16 protein-coding genes are annotated in these 14,669 nt (G+C 69.2%); 7 read left to right on the forward strand and 9 right to left on the reverse strand.

Translation table 11 applies throughout. The features are described from left to right. Positions 1-31: 31 nt before the first annotated feature. Positions 32-1,264, reverse strand: a complete 1,233-nt coding sequence (locus HSX43_RS00215; RefSeq protein WP_179378074.1) for an MFS transporter — start codon at positions 1,262-1,264, stop codon at positions 32-34. A gap of 122 nt (positions 1,265-1,386) precedes the next feature. On the opposite strand from HSX43_RS00215, the gene zapE reads away from it, so the two are divergent. Together zapE and HSX43_RS00225 are read left to right on the forward strand one after the other, a co-directional pair. Next, positions 1,387-2,451: a cell division protein ZapE gene (zapE, locus tag HSX43_RS00220; protein ID WP_179378075.1), complete on the forward strand. Its 1,065-nt coding sequence runs from the start codon at positions 1,387-1,389 to the stop codon at positions 2,449-2,451. A 300-nt stretch (positions 2,452-2,751) separates the two neighbouring features. Further along, positions 2,752-3,087, forward strand: coding sequence for a hypothetical protein (locus HSX43_RS00225; protein ID WP_179378076.1), 336 nt, complete (start codon positions 2,752-2,754; stop codon positions 3,085-3,087). A 96-nt stretch (positions 3,088-3,183) separates the two neighbouring features. Here HSX43_RS00225 and HSX43_RS00230 read toward each other — a convergent pair whose 3' ends face one another. The 4 genes from HSX43_RS00230 to HSX43_RS00245 form a co-directional block, all read right to left on the reverse strand. Continuing rightward, positions 3,184-3,708, reverse strand: coding sequence for a hypothetical protein (locus tag HSX43_RS00230; RefSeq protein ID WP_179378077.1), 525 nt, complete (start codon positions 3,706-3,708; stop codon positions 3,184-3,186). Between the two features lie 41 nt (positions 3,709-3,749). Continuing rightward, entirely contained in the window at positions 3,750-4,979 is a 1,230-nt protein-coding gene (locus HSX43_RS00235) for a bifunctional folylpolyglutamate synthase/dihydrofolate synthase (RefSeq protein ID WP_179378723.1), read from the reverse strand. A gap of 32 nt (positions 4,980-5,011) precedes the next feature. After that, a complete protein-coding gene (gene accD / locus HSX43_RS00240) occupies positions 5,012-5,986 on the reverse strand; it encodes an acetyl-CoA carboxylase, carboxyltransferase subunit beta (protein WP_179378078.1) in 975 nt (324 codons plus the stop codon). 71 nt (positions 5,987-6,057) lie between these two features. Next, positions 6,058-6,954, reverse strand: a complete 897-nt coding sequence (locus HSX43_RS00245; RefSeq protein WP_179378079.1) for a CPBP family intramembrane glutamic endopeptidase — start codon at positions 6,952-6,954, stop codon at positions 6,058-6,060. A 133-nt stretch (positions 6,955-7,087) separates the two neighbouring features. Between HSX43_RS00245 and ilvD the strand changes: the two genes are divergently transcribed. The 5 genes from ilvD to HSX43_RS00270 all read left to right on the forward strand — a co-directional run bounded on the left by ilvD (position 7,088) and on the right by HSX43_RS00270 (position 11,588). Beyond that, entirely contained in the window at positions 7,088-8,851 is a 1,764-nt protein-coding gene (gene ilvD, locus HSX43_RS00250) for a dihydroxy-acid dehydratase (protein ID WP_179378080.1), read from the forward strand. 11 nt (positions 8,852-8,862) lie between these two features. Further along, a complete protein-coding gene (locus tag HSX43_RS00255) occupies positions 8,863-9,642 on the forward strand; it encodes a DUF6478 family protein (RefSeq protein ID WP_179378081.1) in 780 nt (259 codons plus the stop codon). 14 nt (positions 9,643-9,656) lie between these two features. Beyond that, complete coding sequence (locus tag HSX43_RS00260; protein WP_179378082.1) at positions 9,657-10,034, forward strand: hypothetical protein; 378 nt, start codon at positions 9,657-9,659, stop codon at positions 10,032-10,034. A 50-nt stretch (positions 10,035-10,084) separates the two neighbouring features. Continuing rightward, positions 10,085-10,519: an HIRAN domain-containing protein gene (locus HSX43_RS00265; RefSeq protein ID WP_179378083.1), complete on the forward strand. Its 435-nt coding sequence runs from the start codon at positions 10,085-10,087 to the stop codon at positions 10,517-10,519. Positions 10,520-10,682: 163 nt separating this feature from the next. Next, positions 10,683-11,588 (forward strand): LysR family transcriptional regulator, encoded by a 906-nt coding sequence (locus HSX43_RS00270; RefSeq protein ID WP_179378084.1) that lies wholly within the window; start codon positions 10,683-10,685, stop codon positions 11,586-11,588. A 102-nt stretch (positions 11,589-11,690) separates the two neighbouring features. Here HSX43_RS00270 and HSX43_RS19890 read toward each other — a convergent pair whose 3' ends face one another. From HSX43_RS19890 to HSX43_RS00290, 4 genes are read right to left on the reverse strand one after another with little or no spacing between them, the layout of a single operon-like run. Continuing rightward, complete coding sequence (locus HSX43_RS19890) at positions 11,691-12,596, reverse strand: OmpA family protein (protein ID WP_179378085.1); 906 nt, start codon at positions 12,594-12,596, stop codon at positions 11,691-11,693. Continuing rightward, a complete protein-coding gene (locus HSX43_RS00280) occupies positions 12,593-13,165 on the reverse strand; it encodes a peroxidase-related enzyme (RefSeq protein WP_179378086.1) in 573 nt (190 codons plus the stop codon). The genes HSX43_RS19890 and HSX43_RS00280 overlap by 4 nt, the downstream gene beginning before the upstream one ends. Next, a complete protein-coding gene (locus HSX43_RS00285) occupies positions 13,162-13,884 on the reverse strand; it encodes a GNAT family N-acetyltransferase (RefSeq protein WP_179378087.1) in 723 nt (240 codons plus the stop codon). The genes HSX43_RS00280 and HSX43_RS00285 overlap by 4 nt, the downstream gene beginning before the upstream one ends. Then, positions 13,881-14,600, reverse strand: coding sequence for a competence/damage-inducible protein A (locus HSX43_RS00290; RefSeq protein WP_179378088.1), 720 nt, complete (start codon positions 14,598-14,600; stop codon positions 13,881-13,883). The genes HSX43_RS00285 and HSX43_RS00290 overlap by 4 nt, the downstream gene beginning before the upstream one ends. Positions 14,601-14,669: the final 69 nt, after the last annotated feature.

Here is a 14,669-nt window from a genome sequence, read left to right on the forward strand (position 1 = left end):
GCATGACGCGAATTGACCCGAGGGCAAGCGCTCAGGCTGTGCGCAGGCGCAAAGGCACTTCCTTCACCGGCAGGTGGACGATGGCCGACAGGAGCCCCACGCCGACGCCGACCCACCAGACGGCGACGTAGCTCCCGGTCGCGTCGTAGAGCGTGCCGCCCAGCCAGACGCCGAGGAAACTGCCCAGCTGGTGCGAGAAGAAGACGAGCCCGTAGAGCGTGCCCATGTAGCGCAGCCCGTAGATATGCGCGACGAGCCCGCTCGTCAGCGGCACGGTTGCCAGCCAGAGCGCGCCCATGGCCACGGAAAAGAGGATAACCGAGAAGGGCGTGATCGGCAGCGCGATGAAGAGCGCGGCGACGATCGTGCGGCCCATGTAGATGCCCGCCAGCAGGTACTTTCGCGAATACCGCTTGCCGAGGTAGCCCGCATAGAGCGTACCCGCGATATTGGCGAGCCCGATGAGCGAGATCGAGACCGCGCCGAGTGCCGAGGTCGTGGTGATGCCCATGGAATAGAGTGTCGTGCCCGGCTCGATCGGGCCGCACATCTCGGTCACGAGGGCGGGGAAATGGGCGGTGATGAACGCCAGCTGATACCCGCAGGAGAAGAAGCCGACGAAGATGAGCGCATAGGAGGGGTCGCGGAAGGCCTTGCCGAGGATCGAACCGAGGCTCTCCTCGAGTTCGGCCTTGGTCGCCGTCGGCGCGCGCATCATCGGCAGCGCCAGCAGCGACAGGCCGACGACGGCGGCGAAGATCACGAAGACCTCCTGCCAGGAGTAGAAGGCGAGGAGGTATTCCGCCGCCGGTGCCCCGACCACCTGGCCGGCGGAGCCCGCGGCGGTGGCGATGGCGAGCGCCATGGAGCGGTTCTCGTCCGAGGCGGCGCGGCCGACGATCGCCAGGATGACGCCGAAACCCATGCCCGCGATGCCGAAGCCCACGAGGATTTCCAGCAGCTGGTGCGCCTCGGGCGAGGTCGCCCCGGCCGAGAGCACGAGGCCCGCGGCATAGCAGATCACGCCGAGCACGATGGCCTTGCGGTCGCCGAAGCGGTCGGCGATGGCCCCGAAGATCGGCTGCCCGACGCCCCAGGCGAGGTTCTGGATGGCGATGGCGAGCGAGAATTCCGCCCTGGGCCAGCCGAACTCCGCCGCGATCGGGATCTGGAACACGCCGAAGCTCGCGCGGATGGCGAAGCCGATCAGCAGGACGATGCAGCCTGCGATCAGGACGGGCGTTATCAGGCGGTCGGTCTGCATGGCGCGGCTCCGGTCGGCGTCCGGGCAGTCTCGCGACAGGTCCGGCTCCGGTCAAATCAGAAAACGTGGGGCTCGCATCAGGATCGTTGAACTGTCGATGCGGGGCGGCTAGCTCGGATCGCATGAAGCTCCACGAGATCTATGCCGCCCGCGTGGCCGAGGGCACGCTGACCGCCGACCCCGCGCAAGAGGCGGCGCTTGCTCCCCTCGAGGAGGTGCGCCAGGCCCTGACCGCCGCGCCGCCGAAGAAGCGGGGCCTGTTCTCGCGCAAGGCCCCCGCGCCCGAGGGACCGATGGGCTGCTACCTCTGGGGCGGCGTCGGTCGGGGCAAGTCGATGCTGATGGACCTCTTTCACGAGGCCGCGCCGGTGCCCTCCCGCCGCGTCCACTTCCATGCCTTCATGCAGGAGGTGCACGACGGGATGCATGCGGCCCGCAAGCGCGGGGTCGAGGATGCGCTGACGCCGGTGGCTGACGCGATCATCGAGGGCACCCGCGTGCTCTGTTTCGACGAGATGCAGATCACGGACATCACCGATGCGATGATCGTCGGCCGCCTCTTCGAGAAGCTCTTCGCCGCCGGCGTCCGGGTGGTGACGACATCGAACCGCGTTCCCGACGACCTCTACAAGGACGGTCTCAACCGCGCGCTCTTCCTGCCGTTCATCGCCCTCCTGAAGGAGCGGATGATCGTGCACGAACTGGTGGCGGCGCGCGACTACCGGCAGGACAGGCTTGGCGACGAGCAGGTCTATTTCCTGGGCGGGGGCGATCTCGACGAGATCTGGCGGCGGCTGACCGATGGCCGGTCCGAGGGGCTGACGCTCAAGGTGAAGGGCCGCGAGCTGCGGCTCGACGACTTCCAGTCGGGGGTCGCGCGGGCGTCGTTCGACCGACTCTGCGGCCGCTCGCTGGGCGCGGGCGACTACCTTGCCTTGGCGCAATCGGTCCGCGTGCTCCTGCTGACCGATGTGCCGCGCCTCGGCCGGGCGCAGAACAACGAGGCGAAGCGGTTCGTCACGCTGATCGACGCGCTCTACGAGGCGAAGGTCCGGCTCATCGTCTCGGCCGCGGCGGAGCCGGAGGCGCTCTACGAGGCGGGAGAGGGCCGGTTCGAGTTCGACCGCACCGCCTCGCGCCTGCGGGAGATGCAGGCCGCGGACTGGGCGAGGGATCGCGCGGCCTGACCACCCGCCTTCCCCCGCGTCTCATCCGAGTATTTGGAAAGCGGAGAAGGCCGGTTTGTTTCAAATCGTCCGCAGTTCTCACGCCGGCGGGAGAACGGGGTCGCGGGCCGTGAGGGCGGTGCGGGACGGCGGGCGATCTGTGCGTGGACGCACGCATATCGCGCCATCCTCACGCGTCCGTTCATTGAAGGTGATGAACCCCACCCGTAAATCTCTTCCATCGGCGGGGCACACCGCCCCGCACCCCCCAACCGGACCCGCCGCAACCACAGGGTCCACCGCATCAAAAGGACCAAGACCATGAAAACCCTCATCGCTTCCGCCCTCGTCGCCACCGCCGCCCTCGCCGCCCCGGCCGCGGCCCAGGTCGCCCAAGGCCCCGCCGCCGCGATCGCCCATTTCAACGCCGATTTCGACACGCAGGACGGCGTCCGCGTGCTCAAGTCGGGCGGCAATGGCGTCACCGTCTCGACCCGCTCGGGCGGCACCGGCGCGGCCTTCGACCTCTTCAACGGCCAGGCCGACAGCCAGGACGGCGTCCGGGGCCTGAACGGCGCGACGGCCTATTCGGGCGCGCCCAGCGTCGGCGGCGACATCTTCGACCGCATCCGCGCCGAGAGCGCCGAGGGCGAGTAACCGGCCTTCCGCAACGCCGGTTGTTTTCTCCCCCGTTTTCCAAGGTGCGTTGCGGCACGGACGCCCCCCGGCCGGTCTGACCGGCGGGGGGCGTTCTCATGTGTGGGATCGGGGGATCGGAAGCGCCGACATCGGCAAGGGTCCGCAGGGCGTGTCGGGATTGGGTGAGATCGCCAGCGGTGTGTCGGGCGCAATGCCGGATTCGTCGATGAAGACCCCGTTCACGCAGACGTCCTGCGCCCGGTTGCCGCCGTTGAAGCCGAAACCCGGATTGCCGCAATCGGTGGCCGTGCCGTCGGCGTTCCACTCCTGGTAGGTGCCGTCCTCGGGATAGCCGCCCATCGGAAAGGCCATCGTGCGCGTATTGAACCGCAGGGTGAAGGAAGTATCCGGCGTCAGGTCCTTCATCGACCATTCGCCGAGGTAGGTCTCGCCCCGCCAGCCGGTGATGCCGAAACCCGTCACCGTGTTCTCGGTCAGGAGCCAGCCCTCTGCGGTATCGGGATAGCTGATGTAGCCCTCGATCCGGTAGTCGTTCGCCCCGATCCAGCAGAAGACATGGGTCGCGGCGGTGGCCTGAAACGGCATGGCGAGGGCGGCGAGGAGAAGGGGCAGGCGCATGACGCGTTTTTGCGTCGGATGGCCCGGAGGATCAACGCCCGTCAGCCGTTCTCGCGCAGGATGTGGCCCGCGAGGTAGAGCGACCCGCAGATCAGGATGCGGGCATCAGGCACCTGCGCGGTGATCCTTGCGATGGCGTCCGCGACGCTTCTGGCGACGCTTGCATCAAGTCCCGCACGGGCGGCGGCGGCGCAGGTATCCGACGCCGGAAGCGTATTGGCTTCGCCCGGGATGGACACCGCGTGAAGAAGCGTGGCCCGTTCGGCCAGCGGGGCCATGTAGCCCGAGGCGTCCTTGGTGTTCAGCATCCCGCAGACGAGATGCAGCGGCCGGTCGGGCAGGCGGCCAAGCGCCTCGGCCAGCGCAGCCCCAGCGGCGGGGTTGTGCCCACCGTCGAGCCAGAGCTCCGCCGCGCCGGCCAGATCGACGAGCGGCCCGTGCCGCAGGCGTTGCAGCCGGGCGGGCCACTGCGCATTGATCATCGCAGCCTCGGCCCCCGCGGCGCGGTCGAGCACACGGAGCGCGGCGATAGCCATGCCGGCGTTCTGAACCTGATGCGCGCCGATGAGCCGTGGCAGGGGGAGATCCATCAGGCCGCTCTCGTCCTGGAAGATCAGGCGTCCGGCCTCCTCGGTGACGTGCCAATGCTGGCCGTGGACGAGGAGCGGTGCGCCAAGCCGTGCGGCGCGGGCCTCGATGACCTCGCGCGCGGCGTCCTCCTGCGGACCGACGACGCAGGGCACGCCGCGTTTCAGGATGCCCGCCTTCTCGCCCGCGATGGCGGCGAGCGTGTCGCCGAGGAAGGCCTCGTGGTCCATCGAGATGGGTGTGATGACTGTGAGCCGCGGGTCGATCACGTTGGTCGCATCCAGCCGTCCGCCGAGGCCGACTTCCAGCAGGGTCCAGTCGGCGGGCGTGCGCGCGAAGGCGAGGAAAGCGGCGCAGGTCGTGATCTCGAAGAAGGTGATCGATTTGCCACCGTTCGCGCGCTCGCAGTCTTCAAGGAGTGCCGCAAGCTCGGCCTCGTCGATGAGATCGCCCGCGAGGCGGATGCGCTCGTGGAAGCGCGCGAGGTGCGGGGAGGTATAGGCGTGGACGCGGTCGCCCGCGCCTTCGAGCCCCGCGCGCAGCATGGCCTGGGTGGAGCCCTTGCCGTTTGTGCCCGCGATGTGGACGACGGGGGGAATGCGACGCTCCGGGTGATCGAGCGCGGCCAGGAGGTCGTGGACCCGGTCGAGCACGAGGTCGATCACCTTGGGATGCAGCGCCATCAACCTGTCGAGGATGACGTCGGAGCCAGTGCTCACGTCGTCTTGTCGCCGTCCGCGGCGGGGGCGGGTGTGGCCTCCACCGTTTCCTCGACGGCCTGAACGGCCTCGGCCAGCGCCTCGTCCTGGATGGGGGCAGGCAGGTCGCCGTAGACGATGGGGCCTTCGCCCGTCAGCATCCGCAGGATCGTGGCCAGTTCGTCCCGCTGCTCGCCCCGCGGGGTCACGCGGTCGAGCATACCGTGATCGAGCAGGTATTCGGCGCGCTGGAAACCCTCGGGCAGCGTCTCGCGGATGGTCTGCTCGATGACACGGGGACCGGCGAAGCAGATGAGCGCGTTCGGCTCGGCGATCTGGACGTCGCCCAGCATCGCGTAGGAGGCGGTGACGCCGCCGGTCGTCGGGTGGGTCAGCACGACGATGTAGGGCAGCCCCGCCTCTTTCAGCATCTCGACCGCGACGGTCGTGCGCGGCATTTGCATCAGGCTCAGGATCCCCTCCTGCATGCGCGCGCCCCCGGCGGCGGAAAAGAGGATCAGTGGCCGGCCGAGGGCGACGGCGCGTTCGGCGGCGGCGATGATCGCGTTGCCGACGTACATGCCCATGGACCCGGCCATGAAGCTGAAGTCCTGGCAGGCGGCGACGACGGGCGTGCGGTGGATCTCGCCCTCGACGACGAGCATCGCTTCCGTCTCGCCCGAGGCCTTCTGTGCGGCCTTCAGGCGGTCGGGATACTTCTTCTGGTCACGGAAGCGCAGCGGGTCGTCGATGGGCTTCGGGACCGCGACATCGGTGAAAACCCCGCCGTCGAAGAGCGCGTTGAACCGCTCCCGCGGGGTGATGTTCATGTGATGGCCGCAGTTGGTGCAGACCTGAAGGTTGTCGGCCAGCTCGCGGTGGAAGAGCATGGTGCCGCATTCGTCGCATTTGGTCCAAAGGTTCTCGGGCACCTCCCGACGGGAGAAGAGCGAGTTGATCTTCGGGCGGACGTAGTTCGAAATCCAGTTCATGGGGTCCCCGCGGCTCGTCAGGTCGAGATAGCGATGGGTCGCGGCGATTGCAAATGGCCCGGACGCGCGGCTCAGACGGTCGCGGGCCGGCGTCGGCGGGCGATCCAGAGGCGGATGCAGGCCCAGACGATCACCGTCACCAGCATCTCCTGCCACAGCAGCGGGCTTCGCAGCGAAAGCGCCTCGGCGGTGAAGGGCGTCGTGTAGAGGGCGAGGCCCGACATGTTGCCCTTGAGCGAGACGATCAGGAAGGCGGAGCAGTTGTTGAGGAAATGCAGCCCCCAGGCCAGACCGATTGAGCCCGTGACCCGCGTGAGGTCTGCCGCGAGCAGGCCGAAGAGCGTCGGTGGCAGGACCATCCAGGCCTTCTCGAGGCCAGCAGTCGGATCGAGATGGATCACGCCGAAGAGGATGGCCGGGAAGACCATCCAGGCCAGGGGGCTCCGGAAGCGGGCGGCGAGTTGCTGTTGCAGGTAGCCGCGAAACGCGAGCTCTTCCGCGCCCGTCTGGATCAGGATCGCGACGAGCGCGATCGGCAGGAACGTCAGGAAGAGCGTGAGCGGCGTGTTGGGTTCGGGGGTGAACGACATCGGCAGGAGCAGCCCGACGACGAGGTAGATCGCGCCCGCGATCCCCGTGGCGAGCGCAAAGTCGCGCCAGAGGTTCGGACCGAAGAGCCCGCGGCCCGGGCGCGCGTGCAGGAGCCGCGCTACCCCGACCGTCGCGGCGAAGGGCGCGGCGAACATCATCAGGAACATCACGACAAGCGTGGGCGTGCCGCCGGTGGCGAAGAGGCCGAGGTAGCTTGCGCCCTCGTCCGGACCGAGAGCGACGAGCAGGATGACGACGATGGCGAAGAAGCCCGCCACATAGGCCGCGGCGATCGTGGCGAAGCCGAGGAGGGTGCGCCACAGTTGTGGTCGCGCACGCGCGGGCGCGACGAAGCGATCGAATTCGGCGGTCCACATGCCCGGGATGCCTTGTGATTGTTATTGTTGTTTCCCCGTTCTTAGACCGCGTGCCACGCCCGGGCAATCGTGCTTGTCGCCCGTTGTCGCGGCGTCTATCCCCATCCCAAAGGGACAGGAAGGAACCGACGCCATGGCAAAGGCCCCCACCGACAAGACGCATCTGCCGAGCCGCCACGTGACCGAAGGGCCGGCGCGCGCGCCGCACCGCAGCTATTTCTATGCCATGGGCCTCGGCGAGGCGGAGATCCATCAGCCCTGGGTCGGCGTTGCCACCTGCTGGAACGAGGCCGCGCCCTGCAACATCGCGCTCAACCGCCAGGCGCAGGCCGTGAAGCTCGGCGTCAAGCAGGGGGGTGGCACCCCGCGGGAGTTCACGACGATCACCGTCACCGACGGCATCGCCATGGGGCACGAGGGGATGCGGTCGAGCCTCGCCTCGCGCGAGGCCATCGCCGATACGGTCGAGCTGACGATGCGGGGGCATTGCTACGACGCGCTCGTGGGTCTTGCCGGCTGCGACAAGTCGCTGCCCGGCATGATGATGGCCATGGTGCGGCTCAACACGCCGTCGGTCTTCATCTACGGCGGCTCGATCCTGCCGGGGAAGGCCCCTGCCGGGGCGGACGTGCCCGAGCAGTATCGCGACCGCGACCTGACCGTGCAGGACATGTTCGAGGCCGTGGGCAACCACCAGGCCGGCAACCTCTCGGACGCGGCGCTCGACATCCTGGAGCGCGTCGCCTGCCCGTCCGCCGGGGCCTGCGGCGGGCAGTTCACCGCGAACACGATGGCCTGCGTCTCGGAGGCGATCGGCCTCGCGCTGCCCAACTCCTCCGGGGCCCCCGCGCCCTACGAGAGCCGGGATCAGTACTCCACCGCGTCGGGTGAGGCAGTCATGCATCTGATCGAGAAGAACATCCGCGCCCGCGACGTGGTGACCCGCAAGTCGCTGGAGAACGCCGCGCGCGTCGTCGCCTGCACCGGTGGCTCGACCAACGCGGGCCTGCACCTGCCGGCGATCGCCCACGAAGCCGGAATCGACTTCAACCTCCAGGACGTCTGCGACATCTTCCGCGAGACACCCTACTTCGTCGACCTCAAGCCCGGCGGTCAGTATGTCGCCAAGGATCTCTACGAGGCGGGCGGCGTGCCCGTCGTGATGAAGGAGCTGCGCAAGGCGGGGCTCATCCACGAGGACTGCATCACCGCCACCGGCAAGACCATCGGCGAGACCTTGGACGAGACGAAGGGCGAGGCCGACGGCAAGGTCATTTATCCGGTCGAAACGCCGATCACCAAGACCGGCGGCGTCGTCGGCCTGATGGGCAACCTCGCGCCTGAGGGCGCCATCGTGAAGGTCGCCGGCATGGAGGCGCAGCACCAGATCTTCACCGGCCCGGCCCGCTGTTTCGAGAGCGAGGAGGACGCCTTCGAGGCCGTGAAGGCCCGCAAGTACGAGGAAGGCGAGGTCATCGTTATCCGCAATGAGGGCCCCGCCGGCGGCCCCGGCATGCGCGAGATGCTGGCGACCACGGCGGCTTTGTCGGGGCAGGGCATGGGCAAGAAGGTCGCGCTCATCACCGACGGGCGCTTCTCGGGCGCGACGCGCGGGTTCTGCGTGGGCCACGTCGGGCCCGAGGCGGCGCATGGCGGACCGATCGCGCTCCTGAAGGACGGGGATATCATCACGCTCAACGCCATCGAGGGCACCATTTCAGTCGACCTCTCGGACGAGGAGATGGACGCGCGGCGGGCCGCGTGGTCCGGCCCGAAGACGACGATCTATGCGTCGGGCGCGCTCTGGAAATACGCGCAGCTCGTCGGCTCGGCGCAGCTCGGGGCCTGCACGCACCCCGGCGCGACGTCCGAGAGCCACGTCTACATGGACCTCTGAGGGCGCCCCCGGTGGCCCCGCGTCTCCCCGGACTGATCGAGAGCCTGCGCTCCCGCCTGGCCGCCCGCCAATGGGAGCGCGCGGCCCAGGCCGGTGGGACACTCGACCCCGCGACGCTCGCGCAACTGGGGCCGCGCGCCCGGCAGATGGCGGAGACGGCTCGGCGGCTGTCGGAGGCGGCGGATCGCGTTCTGCTCTCTTCCGACGGGGGCGGTGCCATCGACCGGCCCTCCATGTGCGATTGGGCGTGGCGGCCGACACCCTGGACATCGCGGATGCTGCCGGCTGCCATCGTCGGTGCGACCGGAGGCACGACGCTAACGCAGGGCGTGCGGCTCTTCCACGATTGCCCCCTCTCGGAAATCACCCTGCGCCAGCTTCGCATGACACAGGCCCCGGCCCATGCACCCTTCGCGCTCTCGCTCGATGCGCTGGGGTTCGAGGGCTCGTTCCTTTCGCTCGCCATCGACCTGCCGGAGGAGGCCGCGCTGGCCCTGCGGCGCTCCCATATCCTCGGCGTGGCCGCGCGGCTGCATCTCGAACGGCCGGGTGAGGTCTTCGTCCGGCTCAACATCCGGCAGGGCCCGAACACCGACCAGATGGTGAGCGAGCTGCAGCCCGGAGATACGCCCGACGCGCCGGCAATCGCGGAGTTCGACCTCGGTTTCGACGAGATCAATCCGGCCAAGCTGGAGGCGGCCTGGATCGACCTGATCCTGGAACGCCCCGAGATGAACCGCGTGCGCATCGACGATTTGACCCTGACCCGACGGCCCCGCGCCGACATCTGACCTCCGGAGGCCCCATGCCCCAGACGACCCCATGGATCCTGCACCGTGTCAGCGTCACGGGCGGCACGTATCAGGGCCTCCTCGTGGCGACGAACGGGGGCGGGGAGCCGCCAGAGTTGTCCCTCCACCTCGGGGACGCACGGCTCGGGCCGCTTCAGGCGGAGGCGGTCGAGGGTGGCTTCCGCGTGAGCGGCGAGATGGGCGTGGCCCCCCTGACGGAGGGCACCCAGACCGTTGCGGTGCGGACGGACGACGGTCAGCTTCTCGACAGCGTGACGGTGGTGACGGGCCTCGGGGCCCCCGACGATCTGCGCGCGGAGATCGACACGCTCGCCGCGGAGCTCGATATGCTCAAGGCCGCTTTCCGGCGCTACGTGGCCGAGCGCGATTGACGAAGACGCGCTGACCCGACTATGCCGGCGGCCTCCCAAAGGCCGGACCCATGCCGCTGACACGTCGACACCTGCTCAAGACTATCGCCGCGCTCGCTGCCCTGCCGACGGCCCTGCGCGCCGCCCCGGCGGCACCGGTGGCGGATCTCTGCATCGCGGGCGGGCGGCATCACGGACTCACGGCGGCCCTACCGCATCTCGGCGTGGGTGACGTGCTTCGGCTCCGCCGGCAGGCCTACAACCCGTTCGACGCGAATGCCATCGAGATCCTCGGCCCGGACGGAGATCGGCTGGGCTACGTCCCGCGCGCGCTCGCCGCGCAGCTGGCCGGTGCGCTCGACACCGGTCACGCGATCGTCGCGCGCATCACCCGCTTTCGCGGCGATGGCAGCCGAGCCGCGGAGGCGGCACCGGGCCCGCTCTGGCGGACCGATTGGCAGCCGGGCGACCCGGTCGTGCAACTGGCCGCAGCCCCGGGGCCGTGACGCTTCAGCCTGGCGATCACGGGCGAAAATAGGGCCGGTTCCCTGTTTCCTGCCCCGCTTTAATCCCGAAACGATACCGGCATTGACCCACGACCGGCACGAAGCTGCCGTATTCCACGGGCATTCCTCGGGGCAAGTCATTCGTTGCCAAAGGGTCTGCCGTATGGATCGCCTGTCTGAAATGGAAGCCTTCGCCACGGTCGTCGACCAGGGTGGTTTCACCGATGCCGCCAAGAAGCTGGGGATCTCCAAATCCGCGGTCTCCAAGCACGTCTCCTCGCTCGAGACGCGCCTCGGCGCGCGTCTCCTGAACCGCACGACCCGGCGGGTCTCGCCCACGGAAATCGGGCTCGCCTACTACGACCGCGCGCGCCGCGTCCTGAACGACGCGGGCGAGGCGGATGCGCTGGTCACCTCGATGCAATCGGCCCCGTCGGGGATGCTGCGCGTCTCCGTCGCGACGGATTTCGGGGTGAACCACCTGTCGCCCATCCTCGGCGGCTTTCTGCACGAGTATCCCGACATCACCGTCAACATGGTGCTCGACAACCGCTTTGTGGAACTCATCTCCGAAGGCTTCGATCTAGCTGTCCGCATCGGCGACCTGGAAGACAGCTCACTGCGAGCGCGCAAGCTGGCCGAGACGCACCGCCAGATGATCGCCTCGCCCGAGTACCTCGAGGAATACGGGCGCCCGCAGCGGATCGACGACCTGAACGAGCACAAGCTCCTGCATTATTCGAACCAGGCGAACGGCTCGGTCTGGCGTCTGACCGCACCCTCGGGCGAGAAGCGTCAGGTCCGTTCCGCCGGCTGGCTGACGGTGAACGACGGCCAGTCGCTCCTGAACGCCGCGATGGGCGGCCTCGGCATCGCCTTCCTGCCCGATTTCCTATATGCGGAGGCGATGAAAGAGGGGAAGCTCGTGCCGGCGATCGAGGGCATGGCCCCCGAGACGCAGGGCATCTACGCGGTCTATCCGCCGGGCCGCTACACCCAGCCCAAGGTTCGCGCCTTCATCGACTTCCTGGTCGAGAGCTTCCGCGACCGCGGACCCGGCGGATGGTGAGCAGACGCCGCTCCGGCGTGGCGCGCCGGGCGGCAGGATGAATTTTCGACGGATCGCCGTTTCCGGCGGTCCGTTCGCGTATTTGGGGCCAGAGGAACGGGGCTATTCGGTCGAGGTGATGACGACTTCGACGCGGCGGTTCGCTTCCCGCCCGGCTTCGGTGTCGTTGCGGGTCAGCGGCGAGAAGAAGCCGACGCCGTGGGTGTCGATGCGGCCGGGCGCGATGCCGTAGGTGTCGGTCAGCAGCGCGCGGGCGCTGTCGGCGCGGCGGCGCGAGATCGCCATGTTGCCCTCGGCCCCGCCTTCCGCATCCGTATGGCCGACGAGCGCGATCGTCGTTTCGGGATTGGCCTCCAGGAACGCGGCCAGCGCGTCGAGCGACGGATAGCTGTCGCGGGCGAGAGCCGTCGAGCCCGTCTCGAACTCGAGATCGGCCAGTACGGCGCGCCCGGTCTCGACCAGCGTGCCGATCAGCTGGGGGACGGTCGGCGGTGCGGGCGGCGGAGCGGGGGAGGAGGTGCTCTGGGCCGGCGCGACCTCGGCGTTCGGGTCGACGGTCGTGGTCTGCACGAAGCCCAGATCGCCCGAACGGCTGACGAGCACGGTGACCCAGGCCGCGCCGCGCTGCGCGGCGAGATAGCGGAAATCGGCGAGGTCGACGAACATCTGCGGCGCGGGCGTCACGTCGATCTCGAAACGGAAGTCGAAGCCGCCGCAGGCGCGGGTCGCGCATTCGAAGATCGGCTCGTAGCCCTGTTCCACAAGCTGTTCGCGCAGTGGCGCGAGGATCTGGAGCGTGGTCTCGGCCCCGGTCACCTGCCAGATGCGCCGCGTGACGGCACCCTCGGCGGTGACCGACGGGAGGGTTCCGGCAAAGCGGGCGGTGGCGATGCGATGGCTCGACAGCGGCCGCGCCTCGGTGAAGGTCTCGCGCGCGGAGAAGGGCATCGCCAGTTCGGCGGCCCCGGCGGGCAGCGGCAGCAGAAGCAGGGCCGCGAGTGCCTTCACCGCGCCTGCCCGTGGTACTCGGGGTTCGGGGCCATGGCGATGGCCGAGGCGACGCGGTTCGTCATGTTGAAGAACCCGGCGACGGCGGCGAGGTCGAAGATGTCGCGCTCGCTCAGGCCCGCGTCGCGCAGCGCCTGACGGTCGCCCTCCTCGATGGTGGCGGAGGCTTTGGTCATCCGGACCGCGAAGTCGAGCATCGCCCGCTGACGCGCGTCGAGCGGTGCGACGCGGTAGTTCATCGCGATCATCTCGCCCAGGGTCGGGTCGCCCGAGAGGGCCCGTACGGCCGCGCCATGGGCCACGAGGCAGTAGAAGCAGCGGTTCTCGGCCGAGACGGCGACGGCGATCATCTCCCGTTCGAGCTTCGTCAGCCCCGAGGGTGCAAGCATCAGGTCGTTGTACATCGCGGTGAAGGCGTTGAGCTTCTCGACGTCGAAGGCATAGGCGCGTAGCACGTTCGGCACGAACCCGAGCTTCTCGGCGCAGATGTCGAAGTAGCGCTGCGTCTCCTCCGGCAGCGGATCGAGCGGCGGCAGGTCGAGCGCGGTGGGGGCGGTGTCGGTGGTCACGTCTGGGTCCAGTATCTGTAGCCGCCCCGCCGCACGAGGCCTGCGCCTTCATATAAGCCGACGGCGGCGGCGTTGTCTGCTTCGACCGGCAGGACGATGTGGTCCGCGCCCCGTTCGGCCGCCCAGTTGGCCGCGTGGCGCAGGGCGAGGCGGCCGACGCCCTGCCGCCGGAAGCGCGGCAGGGTCAGGACGAGGTGCAGCACGGCGAGGCGCGCGTGGATGCCGACGAAGAGTGCGCCGGCGGCCCGGTCGGAATGGCGCAGCAGGATCGTGGTCTTCGGGTCCGGCGCGCGGTCGGCGGGTGCGCGCCGGGGCGCGGGGTTGCCGTGGGCGTCCCAGAGCGTGCCGCAGACGGCGAGGGGCGGCCAATGGGCGAAACCCGAAACGCGGGGCGTTTCGCCGCAGATGGGCGTGACCGGGCCGGCCATGAGATCCGAGATTCCACCGGATTTGTAGCCTCGTGCCGCCAACAGGTCGGCCGTCGCGTCCTCCGTGCCGTCGATCGTGCCGAAGACGGTGCCGGGCCGGGCGGTCTCGACGGCGGCGATGTCGTCTGGCGTGACGGTCGCGCCCGGCCGTTGGCGGGCGGAGGTCGCGCGGCGGGTGCCCTCTTGTTCGGCGGGTAAGTCGAAAGGGCCGACCCGGTGCAGCGCCGAGGGCGGCCAAGTGGCGCGCACCGCCGCCATGATCGCGGCGGCGTCGGGGAGCGGTTCCGTCATCCGAAGAGTGTGGCGAGCCGGGCGGTCGCCGCGTCGAGGCGTGCCCGGTCCTGCCCGCGGATGACGATGTTGGCCCCGAAGCGGCCGTCCTTCTGGAACGGATAGGAGCCGATGGAGAGGTCGGCGTATTCCGTGGCAAGCGCGCCCAGCGGTCCGGCGATATCGCCCTCGCCGCGGTCGATGCGCGTCGAGGTCGACAGGAGCGGCGCGCCGCCCGTCAGCGTGGGGATCACGCTTGCGACCATCGCCTGGAAGACGCTCGGCACGCCGGCCATGACGTGGACGTTGCCGAGCGTGAAACCCGGCGCGACGGAGACCGGATTGTCGATCAGCGTCGCGCCTTCGGGAATGCGCGCCATGCGCAGGCGAGCGGCGTTCAGCTCCGAGCCGGTGCGTGCATAATGCGCGGCGAGGAGGGCGCGGGCATCCTCGCGCACATCGACCGTCGCGCCGAAGGCCGCGCCGACGGCGTCGGCGGTGATGTCGTCGTGCGTCGGCCCGATCCCCCCCGAGGTGAAGATGGTCTCCCATGTGCCCCGCAGGTCGTTCAGGGCGGCGACGATCTGGTCGTGGTCATCCGAGACGATGCGCACCTCCTTCAGGTCGATGCCCGCCTCGGTCAAGCGCCCGGCCAGGTGGTGCATGTTGGCGTCGCGCGTGCGCCCCGAGAGGATCTCGTCCCCGATGACGAGCATGGCGGCGGTGGGGTTGGGCATGGGCTTCTCCGACTGTGGATGCGGGGCTAGTGCCCCACATCTCTAGTTAGCCGGTATGGCACTCATTGA

Source organism: Jannaschia marina, assembly GCF_013404595.1.
Classification (GTDB): domain Bacteria; phylum Pseudomonadota; class Alphaproteobacteria; order Rhodobacterales; family Rhodobacteraceae; genus Jannaschia; species Jannaschia marina.

What these genes read in the sequence shown, in the direction of transcription:
- accD (WP_179378078.1), bottom strand. Translation starts at nt 5,986, where the DNA reads ATGAACTGGATTTCGAACTACGTCCGCCCGAAGATCAACTCGCTCTTC.
- HSX43_RS00265 (WP_179378083.1), top strand. Translation starts at nt 10,085, where the DNA reads ATGCCGCTGACACGTCGACACCTGCTCAAGACTATCGCCGCGCTCGCT.
- zapE (WP_179378075.1), top strand. Translation starts at nt 1,387, where the DNA reads ATGAAGCTCCACGAGATCTATGCCGCCCGCGTGGCCGAGGGCACGCTG.
- HSX43_RS00215 (WP_179378074.1), bottom strand. Translation starts at nt 1,264, where the DNA reads ATGCAGACCGACCGCCTGATAACGCCCGTCCTGATCGCAGGCTGCATC.
- HSX43_RS00270 (WP_179378084.1), top strand. Translation starts at nt 10,683, where the DNA reads ATGGATCGCCTGTCTGAAATGGAAGCCTTCGCCACGGTCGTCGACCAG.
- HSX43_RS00225 (WP_179378076.1), top strand. Translation starts at nt 2,752, where the DNA reads ATGAAAACCCTCATCGCTTCCGCCCTCGTCGCCACCGCCGCCCTCGCC.
- HSX43_RS00230 (WP_179378077.1), bottom strand. Translation starts at nt 3,708, where the DNA reads ATGCGCCTGCCCCTTCTCCTCGCCGCCCTCGCCATGCCGTTTCAGGCC.
- HSX43_RS00235 (WP_179378723.1), bottom strand. Translation starts at nt 4,979, where the DNA reads ATGGCGCTGCATCCCAAGGTGATCGACCTCGTGCTCGACCGGGTCCAC.
- HSX43_RS00285 (WP_179378087.1), bottom strand. Translation starts at nt 13,884, where the DNA reads ATGACGGAACCGCTCCCCGACGCCGCCGCGATCATGGCGGCGGTGCGC.
- HSX43_RS00260 (WP_179378082.1), top strand. Translation starts at nt 9,657, where the DNA reads ATGCCCCAGACGACCCCATGGATCCTGCACCGTGTCAGCGTCACGGGC.
- HSX43_RS00290 (WP_179378088.1), bottom strand. Translation starts at nt 14,600, where the DNA reads ATGCCCAACCCCACCGCCGCCATGCTCGTCATCGGGGACGAGATCCTC.
- ilvD (WP_179378080.1), top strand. Translation starts at nt 7,088, where the DNA reads ATGGCAAAGGCCCCCACCGACAAGACGCATCTGCCGAGCCGCCACGTG.
- HSX43_RS00245 (WP_179378079.1), bottom strand. Translation starts at nt 6,954, where the DNA reads ATGTGGACCGCCGAATTCGATCGCTTCGTCGCGCCCGCGCGTGCGCGA.